Annotated in this window: 12 protein-coding genes and 1 pseudogene; 3 read left to right on the top strand and 10 right to left on the bottom strand. The window is 72.0% G+C overall.

Features of this window, described 5'->3' with window-relative positions:
* Positions 1-166 precede the first annotated feature (166 nt).
* Positions 167-1,138 (bottom strand): GNAT family N-acetyltransferase, encoded by a 972-nt coding sequence (locus ACY1JF_RS22175; RefSeq protein WP_462706943.1) that lies wholly within the window; start codon positions 1,136-1,138, stop codon positions 167-169.
* Positions 1,139-1,385: 247 nt separating this feature from the next.
* A pseudogene (locus tag ACY1JF_RS22180) lies at positions 1,386-2,093 on the bottom strand (IS256 family transposase); the annotation flags it as partial.
* Positions 2,094-2,267: 174 nt separating this feature from the next.
* Between ACY1JF_RS22180 and ACY1JF_RS22185 the strand changes: the two are divergent.
* Positions 2,268-9,107, top strand: a complete 6,840-nt coding sequence (locus ACY1JF_RS22185) for a GH92 family glycosyl hydrolase (protein WP_462706944.1) — start codon at positions 2,268-2,270, stop codon at positions 9,105-9,107.
* A 216-nt stretch (positions 9,108-9,323) separates the two neighbouring features.
* On the opposite strand, the gene ACY1JF_RS22190 is transcribed toward ACY1JF_RS22185, so the two are convergent.
* The 8 genes from ACY1JF_RS22190 to ACY1JF_RS22225 form a co-directional block, all read right to left on the bottom strand.
* On the bottom strand, positions 9,324-10,115 hold the full coding sequence (locus tag ACY1JF_RS22190; RefSeq protein ID WP_462706945.1) for an enoyl-CoA hydratase/isomerase family protein: 792 nt from the start codon (positions 10,113-10,115) through the stop codon (positions 9,324-9,326).
* On the bottom strand, positions 10,112-11,362 hold the full coding sequence (locus ACY1JF_RS22195) for a cytochrome P450 (RefSeq protein WP_462706946.1): 1,251 nt from the start codon (positions 11,360-11,362) through the stop codon (positions 10,112-10,114). The genes ACY1JF_RS22190 and ACY1JF_RS22195 overlap by 4 nt, the downstream gene beginning before the upstream one ends.
* A gap of 93 nt (positions 11,363-11,455) precedes the next feature.
* Entirely contained in the window at positions 11,456-12,823 is a 1,368-nt protein-coding gene (locus ACY1JF_RS22200; RefSeq protein ID WP_462706947.1) for a cytochrome P450 family protein, read from the bottom strand.
* A 10-nt stretch (positions 12,824-12,833) separates the two neighbouring features.
* A complete protein-coding gene (locus ACY1JF_RS22205) occupies positions 12,834-13,364 on the bottom strand; it encodes a GTP-binding protein (protein ID WP_462706978.1) in 531 nt (176 codons plus the stop codon).
* A 66-nt stretch (positions 13,365-13,430) separates the two neighbouring features.
* Positions 13,431-13,814, bottom strand: a complete 384-nt coding sequence (locus tag ACY1JF_RS22210; RefSeq protein WP_462706948.1) for a DUF742 domain-containing protein — start codon at positions 13,812-13,814, stop codon at positions 13,431-13,433.
* Complete coding sequence (locus ACY1JF_RS22215; RefSeq protein ID WP_462706979.1) at positions 13,807-14,631, bottom strand: roadblock/LC7 domain-containing protein; 825 nt, start codon at positions 14,629-14,631, stop codon at positions 13,807-13,809. The genes ACY1JF_RS22210 and ACY1JF_RS22215 overlap by 8 nt, the downstream gene beginning before the upstream one ends.
* A 17-nt stretch (positions 14,632-14,648) precedes the next feature.
* Positions 14,649-15,794, bottom strand: a complete 1,146-nt coding sequence (locus ACY1JF_RS22220; RefSeq protein WP_462706949.1) for an ATP-binding protein — start codon at positions 15,792-15,794, stop codon at positions 14,649-14,651.
* 521 nt (positions 15,795-16,315) lie between these two features.
* Positions 16,316-17,059, bottom strand: coding sequence for an SDR family oxidoreductase (locus ACY1JF_RS22225; RefSeq protein ID WP_462706950.1), 744 nt, complete (start codon positions 17,057-17,059; stop codon positions 16,316-16,318).
* Between the two features lie 168 nt (positions 17,060-17,227).
* On the opposite strand from ACY1JF_RS22225, the gene ACY1JF_RS22230 reads away from it, so the two are divergent.
* Both ACY1JF_RS22230 and ACY1JF_RS22235 read left to right on the top strand, forming a co-directional pair.
* Complete coding sequence (locus tag ACY1JF_RS22230; protein ID WP_462706951.1) at positions 17,228-18,172, top strand: LysR family transcriptional regulator; 945 nt, start codon at positions 17,228-17,230, stop codon at positions 18,170-18,172.
* An 833-nt stretch (positions 18,173-19,005) separates the two neighbouring features.
* Complete coding sequence (locus ACY1JF_RS22235; protein WP_462706952.1) at positions 19,006-19,995, top strand: S66 peptidase family protein; 990 nt, start codon at positions 19,006-19,008, stop codon at positions 19,993-19,995.
* The last annotated feature ends 134 nt before the right edge of the window (positions 19,996-20,129 follow it).

Here is a 20,129-nt window from a genome sequence, read left to right on the forward strand (position 1 = left end):
GTGAGCCGCATGAGGGGCATGCCCCTGGGGAAGGCCGAGCTCCGCCGCCGGTGCGCCGGTACCGCTCCGCCGCCGGACCTGCCTGCCATGACCGGCCATCACCGGGCGATCCCACCCGATCCGCAAACACGCAAGGCTCCTGGCCCAGCCGAGCGCGGCGGTGGTCTCAGCGCCAGTCGTCGATCACATACGCGTCGGGGTGGCTGTATCCGGGTTCGTTGGGCCTGTGCATGGTCACGCCTTGCAACCAGGTGCGGAAACCGCGGTCGGTCATACGCCGGTAGGCATCCGGGCGGCCCAGGTTCATGCCGGCGTCCAGTTGCCCCAGGCCGCGCTCGGAGGCCAGCCACTCGCACGCGTCGAGCAGTCGCTCAAACCGGTCGGCGGCTCCCGGACCGGGGCGTACGGCACCGAATTTGACGAAGCACACGTCCGAGCCGGCCTCCGACCCGGCTCCGTAGTGGCAGATGGCCAGGCCATCCAGTTCGGAGGTAGCTCCCTGGAGCAGGACGGTGTCACCGAGTCCCTGCGCGTGTGCGGCCACGATCTCGCGTTCCGGGTCCAGGCCCTCGTACACGGATCCGGTCAGTGTGCGACACAGACTCAGCGCGTCAGGCCGCTCGGCAGCGGGCAGTTCACCGTAGAACACCCGGCCCGGGACTGCGGCACCGTCCGTGACCTGCTTCTTCATGATGGCTGTGAGGAAACGAGGCCAGAAGCCGTACCGGCGGTAGAACTCGAGGTGCTTGGGGCTGTGCGCGAAGGTGAACAGGCCGAGGTGGCGGTTCCCCCAGGCGTCGAAACAGTGCATGACCGGCTCCATCAGATGCCTGCCGATGCCCTGGTCCCACCGGTCCGGGCGTACGGTCAGCGGTCCGAAAAACCCGATGCTGCCCCAGTTGGTGGCGAAGTTCGATCCGACCACTTCGCCCTCGACCGTCGCCGCGAATGCCGCCTGTGGATCGGCCGCCCAGCGCGTACGGACATAGTCGACGGTCCCGAAAGGATCAGGGACCCCCAGAAAGGTCCCGAAAGCGCTCCTGCAGATCTCATCGGCCCGATCCAGGTCCGTCTCCCTCAGGGGGCGGACTGATACCGGGGCCGCGCCACCCTTGCGTTCCGCTACTGGTGGGATCATCGCTCTTTCCCTCCGACGCCCCTTCCCATCGCACCACGAAGGTACGCCGCAGGCGAGGTGAGCGGTCCGGCCCCGCCAGTGATCACCATGCCCGCCTGGACCGGCCTCTCCGATTTCTTGGACGCAGCCACTACGTAAAGTGACGGCCTATGAGCGAGCCGGGGTCCTCACCACGGGTGCCGAGGCTCAGGAAAGCCACCTGCTGTCGGGTGTGTCCAGTGGACGGCTGATCCATTTTTTGCAGGGGTCAGTCGGCGGCCGGGGTGAGCCGGCCTTCGAAGGCGATCCGGAAGGCGTTCAGGGGTGCCTTCCAGCGCATGGTCCACCGCTTGCGGCCCTTGCCGGTGGGGTCCAGGCTCATCGGCGCCACGCAGACGCACGCGGGGGCCGCGGCTTCGTCGGGGAAGTGTCCGCGGACCCGGACCGCCTTGTGGACGCGGGCGTTGACGGACTCGATCGCGTCGGTCGAGCAGATCATCTCGCGGATCTCGACGTCGAAGGAGAGGAAGGGCACGAACTCGGCCCAGGCGTTCCCCCGGAGCCGGATGCCCGCCGGGTACTTCTTGCCCCAGGCTTCCTGGAACTCGCCGAGCCGCTCGGCCGCGGCTGCCTCGTTCGGGGCCGTGCAGACGGGCTTGAGCGCCTTGGTGATCTTGTCCCAGTCCTGGCGGGCCGTGCGCCGGAAGCTGTTCCTCGGCAGGTGAACGACACAGGTCTGGGCAATTGTTCGGGGCCAGACGGTCGCCACGGCCTCGGGCAGGCCCTTCAGACCGTCGCAGACCAGTATCAGGACATCATCGATGCCCCTGATCTTCAGGTCCGTGAAGACGCTCAGCCAGTACGTCGCGCCCTCGCCGCCGTCACCGGCCCAGATCCCCAGGATGTCCTGGTGCCCTTCGGCCGTGACCGCCATCACGACGTAGACGGGACGGTTCGCGACCTGCCCGTCCCGGACCCCGGTGCGGTCGGCTCAGTAGCCGAATCCCCCTGTACGAACACTGTTTCCCCGCTGTACGACTACTCCGTATCTGATGACGGCAGTTGTGCACGCGGTGGAGGCAGCGGTGGCGACAACGTTGTCCCGACGGGGCCCGAGCGTGCGCGTACATCGCGATGCTGGAGAGGTTCCGTGCCCACAAGACCCGCAAGGCCCATAAGATCCACGCGAAGGACGAGACTCACCGCCACCCTGCTCGCCGGCGCCCTCGCGCTGGCCGCCCTGACCGGCACCGCCGCCACGGCCGCGGCCGCCCCGCAGGCGGCACCCGGCGGCAAGGACTACACCGCCCTCGTCGACCCCTTCGTCTCCACCGCCGGCGACGACGGCAACGACCTGCCCGGTGCGCAGGCCCCGCACGGCCTGGCCAAGGTCAACCCGATGACCACGCCCAACCGCAACCACTCGGGCTACGACTACGACGAGGACCGGATCGCCGGGTTCACCGCGACCAACCTCGACGGCGTCGGCGGTTCCGGCGGCGGCGGTGACCTGCTGGTCGTACCGACGTCGACGGAGTACACCGGCCGCCCCGCCACCAGCGGTTACGCCCACACGTACAGCCACGACGACGAGACCGCGGCGCCCGGCCACTACCAGGTCGGCCTGGACGCCCCCGCCGGGACCATCGACGCCGAGATGACGGCGACCACCCGCACCGCGCTGGAGCGGTACCGCTTCCCCGCCGGATCCAAGCCCCAGCTCGTGCTGGACCTCGCCAACAACTTCACCAGCCGCACCCGCGCCACCCTGGACACCAGGACGCTGGCGGACGGCACGACGGCGATCGACGGCCTCATCGCGGGGTCGTTCAACGGCGCCTCGTACCGCATGTACTACCACGCCACCACCAACGTCCCGGTGACGTCCCTGAAGACCTGGGGCGGTGACGGCAGGCTCACCGGCGCCACCGCGCAGGACGGCACCGACACCGGCGCCGTCCTCGGCTTCGACGAGGCCGACGGCGACGACATCGAGCTGCGGATCACCCTCTCGCCGGTCAGCGCCGAGCAGGCCGCCACCGACCAGGCGAACGAGACCGGTGACCTCACCTTCGACCAGGCGCGTGAGCGGACCAAGGCCGACTGGAACAGCACCCTCGGCGCCGTCGCCGTACAGGCGTCCAGGAAGTCCGACCCGGACGGGACGCTGACCAAGCAGTTCTACACGCACCTGTACCGCATGTACGCGCTGCCGGTGAACGCCACCAGCACCAGCGGGACGTACCGGGGCGTCGACGGCGCGGTGCACAAGGCCAACGGGTTCACGTACTACGACTCCTGGTCGTCCTGGGACGACTTCCGCAAGTTCTCCGTCGAGGCGTACATCGACCCGGCCGGCTACCGGGACATGGTGCAGTCGGCCGTCATCCTCTTCGCCGACGCGCACACCACCGGCAAGAGCCTCGGCAGCCTCACCCACTCGGTGCCGACCGTGCGCTGGGAGCGGCTGGCCGTCGTCATCGCCGACGCGCTGTCGAAGGGGTACGGCGGCTTCGACCGGCTGGACGAGGCGTACCCCGCGCTGAAGTCGTACGTCGGGTACTACACGGGTACGCAGCTGCGCCAGGGGTACATCGCGGGCGACCCGGGGACGACCGTGCAGCGCGGCTACGACCAGTGGGCGCTGTCGATCATCGCCGAGGAGCTGGGCGAGGACGCGGACGCCGAGAAGCTGCGCACCCAGGCCACGATGGCCATCGACAACCTCGTCAAGTCCGGCGCCTGGACGGCCGCCGACGGCACCGAGGTGGGCCTGCTCACCCCGCGCGACGCCGACGGCGACTGGCAGAGCGCCGACCACGAGAAGTTCGAGGCGGCCGGTCTCTACCAGGGCACGCTGTGGCAGTACCACTGGTACGACGCCTATGACATGGACGGTCTCATCGAGGCCATGGGCGGCACGAAGGCGGGCGAGGCCGCCGTCAAGCACATGTTCGGCGAGGACTCCGACGCCGACGACGGCTCGACCATGCTGCACTCCAACGCCAACGAGATCGACCTCCAGGCGCCCTACCTCTTCAACTACGTCGGCGAGCCGAGCCTGACGCAGAAGTGGGTGCGGTCCATCTACACCAAGGAGACCTGGAACCGGTACATCGCCACCGGGTCGACCGACGAGGCGCCCAGCTCGGGCGGCGAGTTCACCCCGCCGGTCAGGACCAAGGTGTACGAACTCGCCCCGGACGGCTTCCTGCCGACCATGGACAACGACGCCGGGACCATGTCGACGATGTTCGTCGCCGCCGCGCTGGGGCTGTTCCCGGTGACCGCCGGGTCCAGCCAGTTCCAGATCGGCAGCCCGTTCTTCGACTCGACGACGATCACCTACGGCAACGGCGGCACGTTCACGGTGAAGGCCGACGGGGTGTCGGACAGCAACTACTACGTGCAGCGCGCCACCCTCAACGGCAAGCGGTTCGACAACACCTGGCTGGACTACTCGCAGATCATCGCCGGCGGGACCCTGAACTTCACCATGGGGGCCGAGCCGTCCTCCTGGGGCGAGAGGACCGAGCCCGCGTACTCGATGAGCACCAGCGACGGCGACGACGGCACCGGCACCGGCACCGGCAAGGGCGAGTCCGTCCTGAGCGCCAGCCCGGCCACCGTCGCCACCGATGCCGACGGCACCGTCGACGACAGTGTGAAGCTCACCCTCTCCGGCAAGGCGTCGTTCGCCGCCCGCAAGGGCACCAGCCTCACCAGGAGCGGCGCGGCGAGCGTCACCGGCCTGCCGGACGGCCTCACCGCCGACCTGCGGGTCACCGGCTCGCGCACGGCGACGCTGACGTTCAGCGGCTCCACCGGCACCGACGTCCGGCTCGGCCTCACCTTCGGCGACACGGCCTTCGCGCACAAGGTCCCGGCCTCCTCGGTGACCGGCGCCGGTGCCTCCGTGACCGACCCGCTGGTCGTCTCCGCCGCCGCCGTGCCGCGCGCGGCACTGGCGGAACTCGTCGACCAGGCGCTCCTGGTGCGCGCCGGGAACTACTCCGACGGTTCCTGGACCGTCTTCCGCACGGCCCTCGAACGGGCCAGGACCGTCCTCGCCGACACCGGCTCCGCGACCGGCACGCTCATGGCGGCCCGCGACTCCCTCCAGTCCGCCATCGACGCCCTCACCCTCGACGAGGGCGGCTACGCCGTGCTCCAGGCCGAGGACCCGGACCAGAAGGAGGGGCCCAGCCTCGTCAGCGAGGCGTACTACTCCGACGGCGACCTCGGCGGAGTCACCGAGGGGTCGTGGGTGCGGTACGGCGGTCTCGACTTCGGCGGTGTCACCCCGCGCAGCCTCTCCGTGCGGTACGCCAACTCGCAGGCCACCACCGCCCAGCCGAGCGGCGTCGACATCCACGCCGGTGACGCCGACGGTCCCGTCGTCGCCACCGTCTCCCTGCCCGGCACCGGCGGCTGGCAGTACTACACCACCGTGCGGGCCGCCGTCACCGACCCGGACGCCCTGCTGGACGCGGGTGGCGTGACCTTCGTCTTCCACGCCCCGGCCGGGCAGCAGTGGGTGTCGAACTTCGACTGGTTCCAGTTCTCCCCGTACGACCTCCCCTCGTCCGGCGGGACCACGACCCTCGCCACGCTGACCGCCCCGAACGCCACCGCGACCGGCGACGGCGCGCTGCCGCTGAAGCTCACGGGCGGCGTCTTCGAGAACGTCACGAACGGCGCCTGGGCCGAGTGGAAGGGCACCGACCTGGGCGACGGCGCCGACACGGTGACCGTCAGCTACGACAAGCCGCAGTCCCGCGCGGCCTCCGACTCGCACATCGAGCTCCACCTCGGCGCCAAGGACGGCGACCGGAGCATCGACATCCCCCTCGACTACACCGGCTCCGGCTGGGGCACCGTCGCCACCACCTCCGTCACGCTCGACCCGGACGTCTTCGCCGACGTCCAGGACGTGTACGCCACGTTCGCGTCGAGCACCCAGACCGACGCCCAGCCCTACGTCGCCAACGTCCACTCCCTCACCTTCACCCGCGACGCCGACGCCCCCGTCACCCTCGACGCCACCGCGTGGCAGGCGAACAGCGGCGGCGGGCTGAAGAGCGAGACGACCACCTGGAGCGACGCCGGTTCCGCCACCAGCCTCGGCGGCACCTACGACGGGGCCTGGCTCGACTACGGCGACATCGACTTCGGCACCTCCGCGCGGAACACCGTCACGATCACCTACGTCAACAACTCCGCCCGCTGCGGCACCGGTTCCGCCGTCCAGCTCCACCTGGACTCCTTCGACGCGGACGACCCCGGCACCCCGTACGCGACCGTCCCGCTCCCGGTCACCGGCAGCTCCTGGTCGTCGGGCGGCACGACCAGCCTGACCCTGCCCGAGGGGATCACCGGCACGCACCGCGTGTACCTGCGGCTGACGACGACCGCCGACTCCTCGCACCCCTACGTCGCCAACCTCGGCCGGCTCACCTTCAGCCACGTCGAGGCGCCCGCCGCCACGGACACGACCGCGCTGCGCAAGGCGATCGAGCAGTACGAGGGCCTCGCCGACGACGCGGACCGGTACGGCACGGTCGACTTCGGGGTGTACGAGCGTGAACTCGCCGCCGCCCGCGACCTGCTGGCCGCCGCCGACCAGGCGACCCAGCTCGAGGCCGACACCCGCACCCGGAGCCTCACCCTCGCCGCCAAGCAGCTCACCCCGCTGCCCCGGCTGAGGCTGGAGAACCTGGTCACCACCGCGTCGGCCCTGACCGACGCCCGCTACACGGACGCCACCTGGGAGGCACTGACCACCGCCCTCGCCGCCGCCAAGGCCGCCCTCGCGGACGACGCGGCCACGGACGCGGCCCTGACCGCCCGCTACCAGGCCCTCGACCACGCCGTCTCCGCGTTGGAGACGAAGCGCAAGACGGCACCGACCGCACCGGACGCGGTGTCCGCGACGGCGTCCGGCACGAGCGTGACGGTCGCCTGGGCCGCACCCGAGGACGACGGCGGCTCGGCGGTCACCGGCTACGAGGTCACCCTCAGCGGCGGCCACCGGGTGCGGATCGACGACCCGGACAGCCGGGCCACGGTCTTCACCCAGCTGAAGACCGGCACGTCGTACACGGCCCGGGTCCGCGCGCTCAACGCCGTCGGCACCTCGGCCGCGAGCGCCGCGACCCAGCCCGCGATCACCGGCGACAGCATGCCGCAGTCCCCGACCGTGACGTCGGTGGTCACCGACGGCAAGCAGGTCCGCGTGACCTGGCGGACGGCCGGAGACGGCGGCCACCCGCTCATCGGCCACACCGTGACCCTGGACGACGGCACCACCCTCCACGTCCCCGGCACGGCGGACACCGCCCTGCTCACCACCGCGAGCAAGGCGAAGACCCACACCGCCACCGTCACGGCGCTCACCCTCGCCGGCACATCGGACGCCGCCACCGCGGCTACTGCCACCGACGAGCCCGCGACCTCCTACGAACCCTCCCCCTTCCCCGACGACACCCTCGACGCCGCCTACCCCTCCGACTCCTGGCCGGCCACCGGCGACGGCAGCGACTGGTTCAACCACCTCCTCAGCGGCATCGACGACCTCGGCACCGACATCCTCGGCGCCGGCACCGGGACCGACACGCTCACCGCCGAGAACGACGAGATCGCCGTACGCGTCAACAACGCGGCCACCCAGGCCCAGGTCGACCGGGCCGAGGTGGACGCGGCCGACAGCGGCACCGTCACCATGGCCGACGGCCTCGGCTCCCGGCTCGGCGAGATCTACCTGGAGGCGCTGAAGGGCGGAGACCTGCCGAAGACGGACGCCCTGTTCGGCCGGGTCACCGAGCACCTCGACACCCACGACGCGGCGAAGGAGCACTACGACTACCCCCGCCCGTACGTGCGGCTCGGGTTCGCCGGGGACGGCGGGTACGTCTACGAGTCGCAGGACAGCGACTACAGCGGACTGGCCGGCCAGGGCTCGTACCCCAGCGGCCACACCTACGGCGGCTACGAGGCCGGCACGATCCTCGCCACGCTGCTGCCGGAGCTGGCGCCGTCGATCCTCGCCCGCGCCTCGGAGTACGGGGACAACCGCATCGTCCTCGGCTTCCACTACCCGCTCGACGTCATGGGCGGCCGGATGACCGCCCAGGCCACCGTCGCCCACCGGTGGGCGGACCCCGAGTTCGAGAAGCTGCTGACGCAGGCGCACACCGAGATGGAGAACGTGCTGCTCGCGGCGTGCGAGGCGAAGGGGTACGGCGACACGCTCACCGCCTGCGCGGGCGACCCCTACGCCGGACTGAGCACGGCGCAGCACATCGACCTGTACACGCAGCGCCTGACGTACGGGTTCTCGCGGGTCGGCAAGGCCGGTCAGGCCCTGGACGTGCCGTCCGACGCGGCGGCGCTGCTGATCACGGCGTTCCCGGACCTGACCACCGAGCAGCGCGCACAGATCCTGGAGCAGACCGCGACCGACTCCGGCTACCCGCTGGACCTCACCGCCGAGGGCGGGGAGAGCTGGCAGCGGATCAACCTCGCGGCGGCGATGGCGGCCCAGGTCGTCGTGGGCGCCGACGGGTCGGTCACGGTGACCGACTTCTCCGACGCCACCAAGGCGAGCGTCGCCGACGCCTCCGCCATCACCGTGGGCGGGGTGGCCATCGACGGGTTCGACCCGGCGGTGTCCACGTACGTCGTCGACTGGCCGGAGAACGGCAGGCTGCCGGCCGTCGGCGCGGTGGCGGCCGAGTCCGGGGCGCGGGTGAAGGTCACCACCGGCAGCTCCACCGTCTCCTCGCCCGCCTCCGGGTTCACCACCCGCACCGTCACGGTGACGTCGGCCAACGGATCGGTGACGCGCACCTACACGGTCGGCTTCCAGCGGACGGACCACGACCACCGGTCGCCCGCGGCGGGCGGCGCCCGCGGTGGCACCGGCGAACGCACCGGAGCCGGCACCGGACTCTGGTCACCGGCCAGGCAGTGGGAGGGCGGTCCGAGCTGAGAACCGGCCGGCGCGCGCCGGCCGGTGTCGGCCGGCGGGCCCGGCCCGGTCTCCTCGGGCCGGGGCCGGGCCCGCGGGCGTGGGGAGCGGGAACCGTCACGGCGGTGCTCGGTAAGTCGGCTCGGCCTCACCTTCACGAGCTTTGGCGAGCGTCCCGGCCGACGTGACCCGAGACTGTTCCGCGCCACGGGGAAGGAGGGGCCCGCGGGGCGGGGGTCAGCCGGCCGGGCGGCGCGCGGCGGCCTGTCCGAGGTGGGAGCTGAGCAGGTGGGCGTCGAGCAGCGCGATGTCCGCCGTCCGGTGGGCCCGCGCGTAGCCGGTGAGCATGCGTTTGGTCAGCACCAGAGCTTCGGGGGAGCGCCGGGCGAAGGACCTCGTCCACGCGCCGATGGCGTGGTCGAGCCGGTCGAGGGGGGCCACCTTGTGCAGGAGGCCGATCCGCTGGGCGGTCGCGGCGTCGAACACGTCGCAGGTGAGCATGAGTTCGCGGATGCGCGAACCGCCGACCTCGTGGATCAGCCGGCCCATCGCCCCGCCCCAGGCCGGCGGCAGTCCGAGCCCCACCTCCGGCATCCGGAACCGGCAGGTGTCCGCGCCGGCGCGCAGGTCGCAGTAGGCGGCGAGGGCCAGGCCGGCGCCGATCACCTTGCCGTGCAGCCGGGCGATGGTGACGGCGTGGCACTCCTCCAGGGCCCGGCACAGGCGCTGGGCCTTGTCGAGCAGGCGCCGCAGTCCGGCGTCGGTGGGGTCGTCGGCGAGGGCCGCCTGGTACTCGGTGCGGTCGGCGCCCGAGCAGAAGTCGTCGCCGGCCGAGGACAGGACGAGGGCGCGGACGTCGGGGCGGTCGTGGAGGCCGTCGAGCAGGGCGAGGAGATCGTCGACGACGGCGGTGCCGAGGGCGGGGTCCGTGCCGTGGGGGTCGAGCAGGACGCGCAGGACGGGGCCGTCCTGGGTGACGTCGACGGCCTTGAGGCCGGTGACGGGGGAGGGAGCGGGTATGTGGTTCATGCGAGGGCTACATCCAGGCTCAGTAGGCGCCGGAAGACCACGCGCGGCGCCATCGGCGGGCGGCGCACGAGGGCGAGGCGGGGCAGACGGCGGACGAGGCGGCGGAGCAGGGTCTGGGCTTCCAGCCGGGCCAGCGGGGCGCCGAGGCAGTAGTGGATGCCTCCGCTGAAGGCGAGGTGCTGGGTGACGTTGCGGGCGGGGTCGAACCGTTCGGGGCCGGGGAACCGGGCCGGGTCGTGGTGGGCGGCGCCGACCATGAGGTGGACCATGTCGTCGGCGCGGACCTCGAAGCCGCCCAGCGAACCGTCCCTGGCGGCGACCCGGCTGATGACGTGGGTGGGCGGGTCGTGGCGCAGCGTCTCCTCCACGAAGGCGGGGACCAGGTCGGGGGAGCCGGTCAGCGAGTCCCACCGCCCGGGTCTCTCCACCAGGCGCAGCACCATGGTGGAGAGCAGGGTGGACGTGGTCTCCAGGGCCGCGAGCAGGACGAACAGGGCCAGGAAGTAGACACCTTCGTCGGCCTTGTCCCGGTCCGCCTCCAGCGCGTCCCAGGTCCGTATCCACCGGGAGACGGGGTCGTCGCCCAGATGGGTGCGCCGGTGCCGGATCAGGTCCAGGAAGTAGGCGCGCAGCTCGCTCAGGGCCGTGTCGGACCGGGCGAGCTGGCTGGCGGAGGGCAGCAGTTCCTGGGTGAAGACCTGCTCGTGGGTCAGGTCGCGCAGCCGGTCCCAGTCCGCGGACGGCAGTGCCAGCCAGCTCCCTATGGTGGCGATCGGCAACCGCTCGCTCACCAGGGCGGAGAAGTCGGCCTCCCCCTCGCGCAGCCGCTCGGCGAGGGAGTCGAGCAGCTGGTCGACTATGCCGTCCACGGTCCGGCCCAGTTCCTGGATGGTGGTGCGGTCGAAGGACCCGGCCGCGCGGCGCACCCGGGTGTGCTCCGGCGGGTTGAGCGCGGGCAGGGTGTTGCTGATCTCCCGCGAGGAGGGCGCGCTCCAGCGGGTGCGCGGCCCCTGCCGGGCCCGCCACTGCTTGTCCGGCTCCAGCCAGTCGCCGTCGCGCAGCAGCGCGGCGCACAGGTCGTAGCCGGTGACGACGAGACCGCCCCAGGGCGCCTGGCTGACCTCGCCCATGGAGCGGAGCTTCTCGTAGAGGGGGAAGGGATCGGCCTGGCCCTGCGGTGTCCGCAGGCGGGAGAAGAGAGCGACGGCGGTACGGCGATCGGTGGACGGGGTGGTGACACTTCCCATGGCGGCAGCTCCTTTCTCGGCAGCAGCCGCCATGCATACCCCCACGGTGATCACTACATCCAATAACTCCCTGTTCTCACAGGGTTACTTACGTCACTCGCCCTTGATCCAGGAGACGAAGTTGCTGAAGAGGCCTCCCTTGCGCTGCGGGGCGGCCGGGGCGGCGGTCCGGGTGGTGGCGGCGGCGCGCTGCGGCTGCGCGGGGGAGTGCGCCGTACGGTCGCCCACCGGGCCCGCCGGAGCGGCGTCGGAGGGCGCCGAGCGCGGCGTGAACTTCACCGGCAGGGTCACCAGGCAGCGGCTCCACGGCGCCGGGACCCACGGCAGGTCGCCGAAGGGCACCCGCAGCTCGACGTCGGGCAGCCGGTTGAGCAGGGCCTCCACGGCGGTGACCGTCATCTGGAAGGCCGGGTCCTTGGCGGGGCAGGCGTGCGGCCCGGCGCCGAAGGCCAGGTGCGCCTTGCTGAGCTGCTCGCGGTGGCGTTTGAGCTTCGGGTCCGTGTTGGCCGCCGCGAAGGAGATCAGGACCGGGTCGCCGGCCCGCAGGGTCCGGCCGGCCAGCTCCACGTCGTGGGTCGGGTAGTGCGCCGCGTAGTTGGCGATCGGCGCGTAGTCCCACAGCGTCTGCACGACCGCGTCCTCGACGGGCAGCCCGGACCGCCACTCCTCGCTGAGGTAGAGCGCGGCGCTGGTGCCGATGGCCGCCGACAGGGGCGCGGTGCCGCCGGACAGCAGCGTGACGAGCTGGTGCAGCACCTCCTCGTCGGTCAGCTGGGCGGAGTGCCGCATCAGCTGGGTCGTCAGGTCCTCGCCGGGCTGCCGGCGCTTGAGCGCGATCAGCTCGGTGAGCGCGCCGGCCAGCACCTCGTCGGCGCCGGCCGTGCCGTCGAAGATCCCGCTGATGCCGACGACGACCCGGTCGCCGATCTCGGGCGGGCAGCCGAACAGGTCGCTGAAGACCAGCAGCGGCAGCGGCTGGGCGTAGTCGGCCATCAGGTCCGCCTGGCCGCGCGCCGTGGAACCGAAGCGGCTGATCAGGTAGTCGGCGGACTGCTGGGTCTGGCGCACGAACCGCAGCTCGTCGAGGGTGGCCAGACTGTCGGTGACCGCCCGCCGCAGCCGGGCGTGCGCCGCGCCGTCGCTGAACAGCGCGTTGGGGCGGTAGCCCATCATCGGCAGCGCCGGGCTGTCCTCGGGGACGCGGCCCTCGTTCAGCGCGTTCCAGCGGCGGGCGTCGCGGACGAACCACGCCGGGTTCTGCAGGAAGTACAGGGCCTCGTCGTAGCCGGTGACCAGCTCGACCTCGACGCCCGGCGCGATGTCGACGGGCGCGCTGGGGCCGAGCGAGCGCAGGTGGTCGTAGTGCCGTTCGGGATCGGAGCCGAAGTCGTTGCCGAACAGCTGGACGTTGCCGTGTGCGGGGCAGCCGGGGGGTATCTCGGGGGTGTTGGAGTGCTGCATGCCGTGGCTCCTAGCCGAAGTGGGTCATGAGGTGTTCCACGAGGGCGATCAGCGCCTTCGCCGACGACTGGCTGTCGCGGACGTCGCACTCCACGACAGGGGTGTCCTCGGGGAGGTTGAGCGCCTCGCGGACCTCATCGAGCGGGTAGGCGGCGGTGTCGTCGAAGCGGTTGACGCCGATGGCGTACGTCAGGCCGAACCGCTCGACCAGGTCGAGGACCGCGAAGCTCTGGTCGAGCCGGGAGGGGTCGACGAGGACCAGCGCGCCCAGCGCGCCTCGGGACAACGCCTCCCACATCTCCTTGAAACGCTCCTGGCCGGGCGTTCCGAAGAGGTACAGGACGAGGGTGTTGCTGAGCGTACGCCGTCCGAAGTCCATCGCCACCGTGGTGGTGGTCTTGTCGGGGACGCCCGACAGGTCGTCGAAGCCCTCACTGGCCTCGGTGATCGTCTCCTCGGTCCTCAGCGGCTCGATCTCGGAGATGCTGCCGATGTAGGTGGTCTTGCCCACGCCGAAGTGGCCCACCACGAGGACCTTCACCGAGTGGGAGACGTCCGGGTTCAGATACTCGGGCGAGTGGGCGGCGTCTGGTTCGAGTTTCACGGGTCACGCTCCGAATTGGTTTCTCAGGCCGTCGAGCACAGCGCTGAGCAGTTCGCGGTCGACCCGTTCGGCGCGTGGGATGGGCTTTCGCACGAGGAGGAGACCGTCGTTGTCCAGCTGCGCCACCAGGATGCGCACGACACCCAGCGGCAGCCGCGTGTGGGCGGACACCTCGGCCAGGGACAGGAAACCGTCGGCGACCAGGTCCGTGACCCTGCGCGCCTCCGGGGAGAGGGCTCGGGTCGCGGTGGCCGGGGCGTTCTGCGCGGTCACCAGCGTGGTGTGCTCGTACTCGTGGTCCGGGGGCAGCGAACGCCCCTCGGTGATCACGAACAGTGGTACTAACGACCCGGTGAGTTCCGGTCCTTCGTCGGGCCCGTCATGCATCGCCGGACCTCCTCGCACCGGTCGTGCCGACCGTGACCAGCCGGGGCGCGGCCTCGGCCAGCCGCGCGGTGAACCGGTCGATGTCGCAGTCGGGCGCGGCGGAGGCGGCCAGGAAGGCGCCGTCACCGGCGGCGATCAGGAAGATCCACCCGTGCTGGAACTCGATGACGGTCTGCCGCCACTGGAAGTCCGGGTCGCCCACGAACTGCGCGGTGGCCCGGCTGTAGGCCTGGATGCCGGTCATGGCCGCCGAGATGGTGTCGGCCAGGTCCTGGCCCATGCCGGAGGACGCCCCGCGGGGCAGCCCGTGCGAGCCCAGCAGTACGGCGTGCCGGGCGCCCGGCACCTCGGCGATCACCTTGTCCAGCTCCGGCAGGACGAAGCCGGGCGGGGCGGCGCCGGTCGACAGCCGGGCGGCGTGCTGCTCCGCCTCGGCGGCGTTCTCCCCGGCCACCCGCGGCGGCGCCGTCAGGTTCTCGCCCAGCCGGGCGACCAGCCGGTGCATCCGGAAGGAGATCTGCTGGAGGTCGACGTCCGGCTCCGCGGCGGCGGCCAGGTACGCGCCCTGCCCCGCGCCGATCAGGAAGGCCCAGCCCTCGTCGAACTCGACGACGGTCTGGTTCCACCGCCGCTCGGCCGCCGGTCCGGCGAAGTGGGCGGTGGCCTTGCTCAGGGCCTGCATGCCGGACATGGCGGCGGAGATGGTCCGCACGTCCTTCTCGGCCAGGCCCTCCGTGGCACCGCGGGGAAGGCCGTCGGCGGACAGCACCACGGCGTGCCGCGCACCCGGCACGTTGTCCACGATGTCCCGGACCATCCACGACATGTCTTGGTTCACGCCTCTTCAGACCCTTCGGGCGTCGGTGCTGCGAGGTCCCGGCCGCGGAGCGTGCCGCGCTGGAGTCCGCCCAGACCGCGGCGGGGAGCCCTGATGGGCGTGATCGGGCCGGTGCCCTCGTCGCCCTGGACACTCTCGACCGGAGCCTGCCGGGCCCCCCGCTTCGGCAGGCCGTGCGCCGTACGGGCGGCGGGTTCGGCGGTGTCCTCGACGCGCCGGATTCTGCGGACGGGCGCCTCCTCGGTGGGCGGCGGTGTGATCTCCTCCATGGTCCACAGCTCCTCGGGCAGCAGGACGACGGCCCGGACACCGCCGTAGCGGGAGACGCCGGTGACATCCACCTTGAATCCGTAGTGGCGGGCGATCAGGCCGATCACCGGGAAACCGAATTTGGGCTGGGTCCCGAGCTGGGACAGCTGCGGGGGAGTGTCACCGGACAGCAGCGCGGTCGCCTTCTGGCGCTCCTCGTCGCTCATGCTGACACCGGCGTCGTCGATGATGATGCACAGGTTCTTCTGGACCTGCTGGAAGGTCACCTCGATCGGCGCGTCCGCCTGGGAGAAGCTGGCGGCGTTGTCGAGCAGTTCGGCGACGGCCAGGGCGACGGGCGCGACGGCGGACGCCTTCAGCGCCATCCCGTTGTGCTGCATGACCGAGACCCGCGAGTAGTTGCGGATCTGGCCCTGGGCGCTGCGGACGACGTCGTAGACGCTGGCCGGCTGGGTGCGGCGGCCCAGCGGGGCGCCGCACATCACCGCGATGCCCTGGGACTTGCGGGCCATCTGGGCGTTGGCGTGGTGGACCTCCAGCAGATCGGCGAGCACGGGGTGGCCGCCGTACTTCTGCTGGATGCCCTCGAGGATCATGGTGGCCTCGGCCGTGAGGCTCTGCAGCAGGCGCGCGGCGCCCTTCAGCACCACCTTCGTGTTCTCCTCCGCCGTCCGCTCGGCCTCGCGGATGGCGGCGTCCTGCTGGCTGAGGACCTGGCGCAGTTCGTTCTCGCTGCGGGCCAGGCTGCCCTGGACGTCACCGAGCTGTCGTCTGGACTCCGCCAGCTCGGCCTCCAGCCGCCGCTTTCTCGTGTGCAGGGCTCTGCTGCGGACGAACAGGACCGCGGCTGTGGCGGCGGCTACAGCCGCCACCGCAACCAGGCACCATATGAGCACGTCTCGATTCATAGAAACCTTCCCGGCGCGTGGCATGCAGGCATCTGCGGACAGGCCTCGGGGGATCCGCGTGACATCCGCTGGGAGCTGCATCACCGCTGTCGCGCGATGCGCAGGCCGACCTCGGATCAGCACCTAAGCCGAGTGGATCAAGGTCGTGAACGCCGGAAGGCTATCACCGCGCGCCACCCTGAAAAGAGGGGCCCTCTATGCCCAATAAGGGGGCAACGCGTCGCTCACACAGGAATGTTGTGACGCGATCCGGCCAAGGGATGGCCGATTGCCGCTTCTTTGGCAACATGCCTCGCGCGCGGGTCGTGAATCTTCACAGAAAGGACAGCGGGAGCACATCAATCGCCGCCCGCTATGGGGGCCTCGGTGACGATCCGAGTGCTTTGGCCGCTGCGCTGACGACTGTTGTGCATATGCCGGAGGAAAATCGACGCCGGGCACCGGCCCGCCGTGGCGGTCCGGCGCCCGGGCGGTCCGGCGGCGGCTCAGACCTGCGAGCCGCCGCCGTCCACGGCGAGTTCGGCACCGGTGGTGAAGGTCGCCTCGAAGGCGAGGAACAGCACGGCCCTGGCGACCTCCTCGGGCCGGCCCATCCGCCCCATCGGGTTCTCCGCGGCCATCCCCGCCTTCATCCGCTCCGCCGCCTCCTTCGGCATCGACTTCTCCAGGATCCCGGAGTCGATCGGGCCGGGGCTGACCGCGTTGACGCGGACCTTCCGGGGGAGCAGCTCCCGGGCCAGGCTGCGGGTCATCGACCGCACCGCCGCCTTGCCGGCCGCGTAGGCGCTGAGCGCGGGGAGGCCCAGGACGTTGGCGACGGAGGTGGTGAACACCACGCCGCTGCCCTCGGCCAGCAGCGGGGCGAGCTTCTGCACCGTGAAGTACGGCCCCTTGGCGTTGACGGCCATCAGCTGGTCGAAGAGTTCCTCGCCGGTCTCCTCGAACGGGGCGAAGCCGTTGACGCCGGCGTTGGCGAACAGCGCGTCCACCGTGCCGAACTCGGCCTTCACCCGGTCGGCCAGCGCGTCGATCTCGGCCAGCTCCCCCGCGTCGCTGCGGACCGCGACCGCGTTGCCGCCGAGCCGCGCGGCGGCCGCGTCCAGAGCGTCCTGGCCGCGGCCGGTGATCAGCACCCGCGCCCCTTCGTCCACCAGCAGCCGCGCGGTGGCCAGCCCGAACCCGCTGCTGCCTCCGGTGATCACGACCTTCTTGCCCTCGTACTTGCCCATGACGGACACACCCCTCTTGCGATACGGGCTTCGGATGAGATGAGTCGAACGGCGGGAGGTCCCCGCCGGACACCACCGAGTCAACCCCCGCCCTCACCAGGGCGTCCAAGACCCGTTCCGCACCCCGTCATGCGGCAGCGGCATGACGCGCGGACGTAGGGTGGCCGGATGGCTGACAGCACCCCGCCCCCGGACCTCGACCTGAGGCTGGTCCGGTACTTCACCGTCGTCGCCGAGCACCTGAACTACGCCCGCGCGGCCGAGGCCCTGCACGTCGCCCAGCCCTCCCTCAGCCGCCAGATCCAGCGGCTGGAGAAGACCCTCGGGGTACGCCTGCTGGAGCGCACCACCCAGGGCAGCACGCTCACCGCGGCCGGCGCCGCCTTCCTCCCCCGGGCCCAGGAACTGCTGTACGCCGCCCAGCGGGCGACGCTGGCCGCCCGCTCCGCCGCCCCGCAGCGCACGGTCACCGTCGGCTACGTCGAGGACCTCGTCATCACCCCCGCGGTCCGGGACCTGCGGCGCCGCCGCCCCGACGCCCACGTCCGCACCCTGCACCTGGACTGGGACGAGGTCCGCGCCCTGCCCGAGGGCCGGGTCGACGCGGTCGTGGTCCGCACGCCGCTCCCGATCCCGGCCGACGGCCTGGAGACGACCGTCCTCTACCAGGAACCCCGGGCCCTCCTCGTCCCCGCCGCGCACCGCCTCGCCGGCAAGGAGTCCGTCGCCCCGGACGACTTCGCCGGTGAGCCGCTGGTCGCCTGCGCGGGCATGGCCTCGGCGTGGACCGGCTTCTGGCGTCTGGAGCCCCGCCCGGACGGCTCCCCGGCCCCGCTCGGCCCCCTGCTCGTCGACACCTACGAGGACAAGCTCGAAGCGGTGGCCGACGGCCGCGCGCTCGCCCTCGTCCCGTCCGGCGACCGCCGCAGCGCCCTCCGCGACGACCTGGCCATGGTGCCGGTGGAGGGCATCGAGCCCTGCGAGGTGGTGGTCGCGAGCCGCCGGGGCGAGACCAGCCGACTGGTCGCGGAGTTCCGGGAGTCGGCGAGGAGGCTGCTCGTCGCGGGCGCGGGCGCGGGCGCGGGCGCGGACGTGGACGCGGGCGCTTCCTGACCACGGCCGCGGGGCGACCGCGGCGACGCCGCCGAGCACGGCCGGACGTCGCGCCCGGCCCGCACGCGGACAAAACCGTCCAGTACCACTTCTTCGCGCACGCCCAGCTGCCGCCGGCGCCGTCGTAGTGCTCCACGCAGGGGCGGGTGGCGAGGCCGGCGCCGGCCATCGTGCTGTAGGCCGCGTGGTTCGGGGACGCGTGGAACACGTACGGCCTGCCGTTCCTGATGTCCAGCTTGCCCCTCCAGGCGTCGTTCGCGGCGGAGTCGAAGCGCGCCCGCACGGCGTCGCGCTTCCGCGAGTACCGCAACTGGACGCCCGGCCCGCCGCCGGCCGACCGGGCCACCGCTCCCGCGGGAGTGACGGCGTCCTTGTCGCAGCCGGTCGCATGGGGGTTCTTGCCGGTGCAGGAGGCCCCCTCGCAGGCGGCCGCGGGCGCGGCCGGTGCGAGGGCCTGGGCGGGAGCGGTCACGCCCAGCGCCAGGACGGCGAGGGTGCCCGCCAGGAGACGCGGAAGCCGGTGAGCGGCCAAGGGGACCCCTTTCCCGCGCTGTGGCGGGACACAGCGCGTCAGGTTCGCGTTCACGTGGTAGGTGACAGCCGGGGTGCGTGCCGGGTAGACCAGGGCGGTGTGGGGATCACCGCGAAGAGTGGACTGTGCCCCGGGCCGTGGCGCGGAGTTGATCCGGCCGGGAGGGGCCGCCGGGGCGTGTTCCGCCGGCTCCCCGTCGGGATTCCGGGGGCGCGGGGCATCGGGTGATCGCGTCGGGGACGCGGAACACCAGCGGCCCCCGCGTGGTTGTGAAGTCGTCGTCGATCAACAAGGAGGACCCGTGCACACGATCCGCCGCCCCCGTGCGCTGCGTTCCGGCGATCTCGTGGTCGTCACCGCGCCCTCGGGCCCGCTGGAGCCCGGCGAGGAGCCGCTGCTCGCCCGGGGTGTGGCGGTACTGGAACGGATGGGTTTCCGCGTGCGGGTCAGCCCGACGGTCGACCCCGCGCGGAGCCGCTGGTGGGCGGCGGGCATACCGGCGGAGCAGGCCGCCGAGCTCAACGCGCTGCTCCGGGACCCGCAGGTGCGGGCCGTCGTCGCGCACACCGGCGGCCAGGCGACCGTCGCGTACCTCGACCTGATCGACCTGGACGCGATCCGGGCCGACCCGAAGCCGATCCTCGGCTACAGCGACATCTCGCTGCTGCACATGGCGTTGTACGCCAGGACCGGCCTCGTCGGCCTCCACGCCGACATCGCCACCCACGGCTTCGGCAGCGACTGGTACACGTTGGGCGACGAGGCCCGCCGGTCCGAACTCGTCGACCTCTACGCCCGGGTGCTCACCAAGGCCGAGGCGCCGGGCGCGCTGCCGGCCGGGGGGACGTGGGAGACCTGGCGGCCGGGCCGCGCGCAGGGCCCTCTGGTCGGCGGTCTGCTGAACCGCCTGGTCCTGCTGCAGGCGACCCCGTTCGCGCTGGACGCCGAACGGTTCGACGGCGCCGTCCTGTTCTGGGAAGAGCTGCAGCGGCCGGTCTCGCGGATCTGGTACGACCTGCACGCCCTGCGGCTGTCCGGTGTGCTGGACCGCATCGCGGGCATGGTGGTCGGCATCCCGAGCGAGGTCACGCCCTACGAGGACGGCGCCGACCGCGTCGATCTGCGCGACGTCGTGCTCGACGTCCTCGCGGAGCGTGACATCCCCGTCCTCGCCCAGGTCGACTTCGGCCACACCTCCCCGAACCTGCCCCTGCCCCTCGGCGTCCGCGCGGACGTGGACGCCGACAACCGGACCCTGTCCCTGCTCGAACCGGTGGTCGCGGAAGGCTGAGTCCTGGCGTACCGCTGCCACGCCGGCCGGATCCGGAAGCAGGCGGTCGCGTCCGGACGCGGCCCGGCCGTCGGGACCGGGGGTCCGCTGAAGGACCGCCCCGCCTCGGACCGGGCCCGCCCGCCCCCGTCCGT

It is taken from the genome of Streptomyces sp. SYSU D01066-1 (assembly GCF_054956795.1).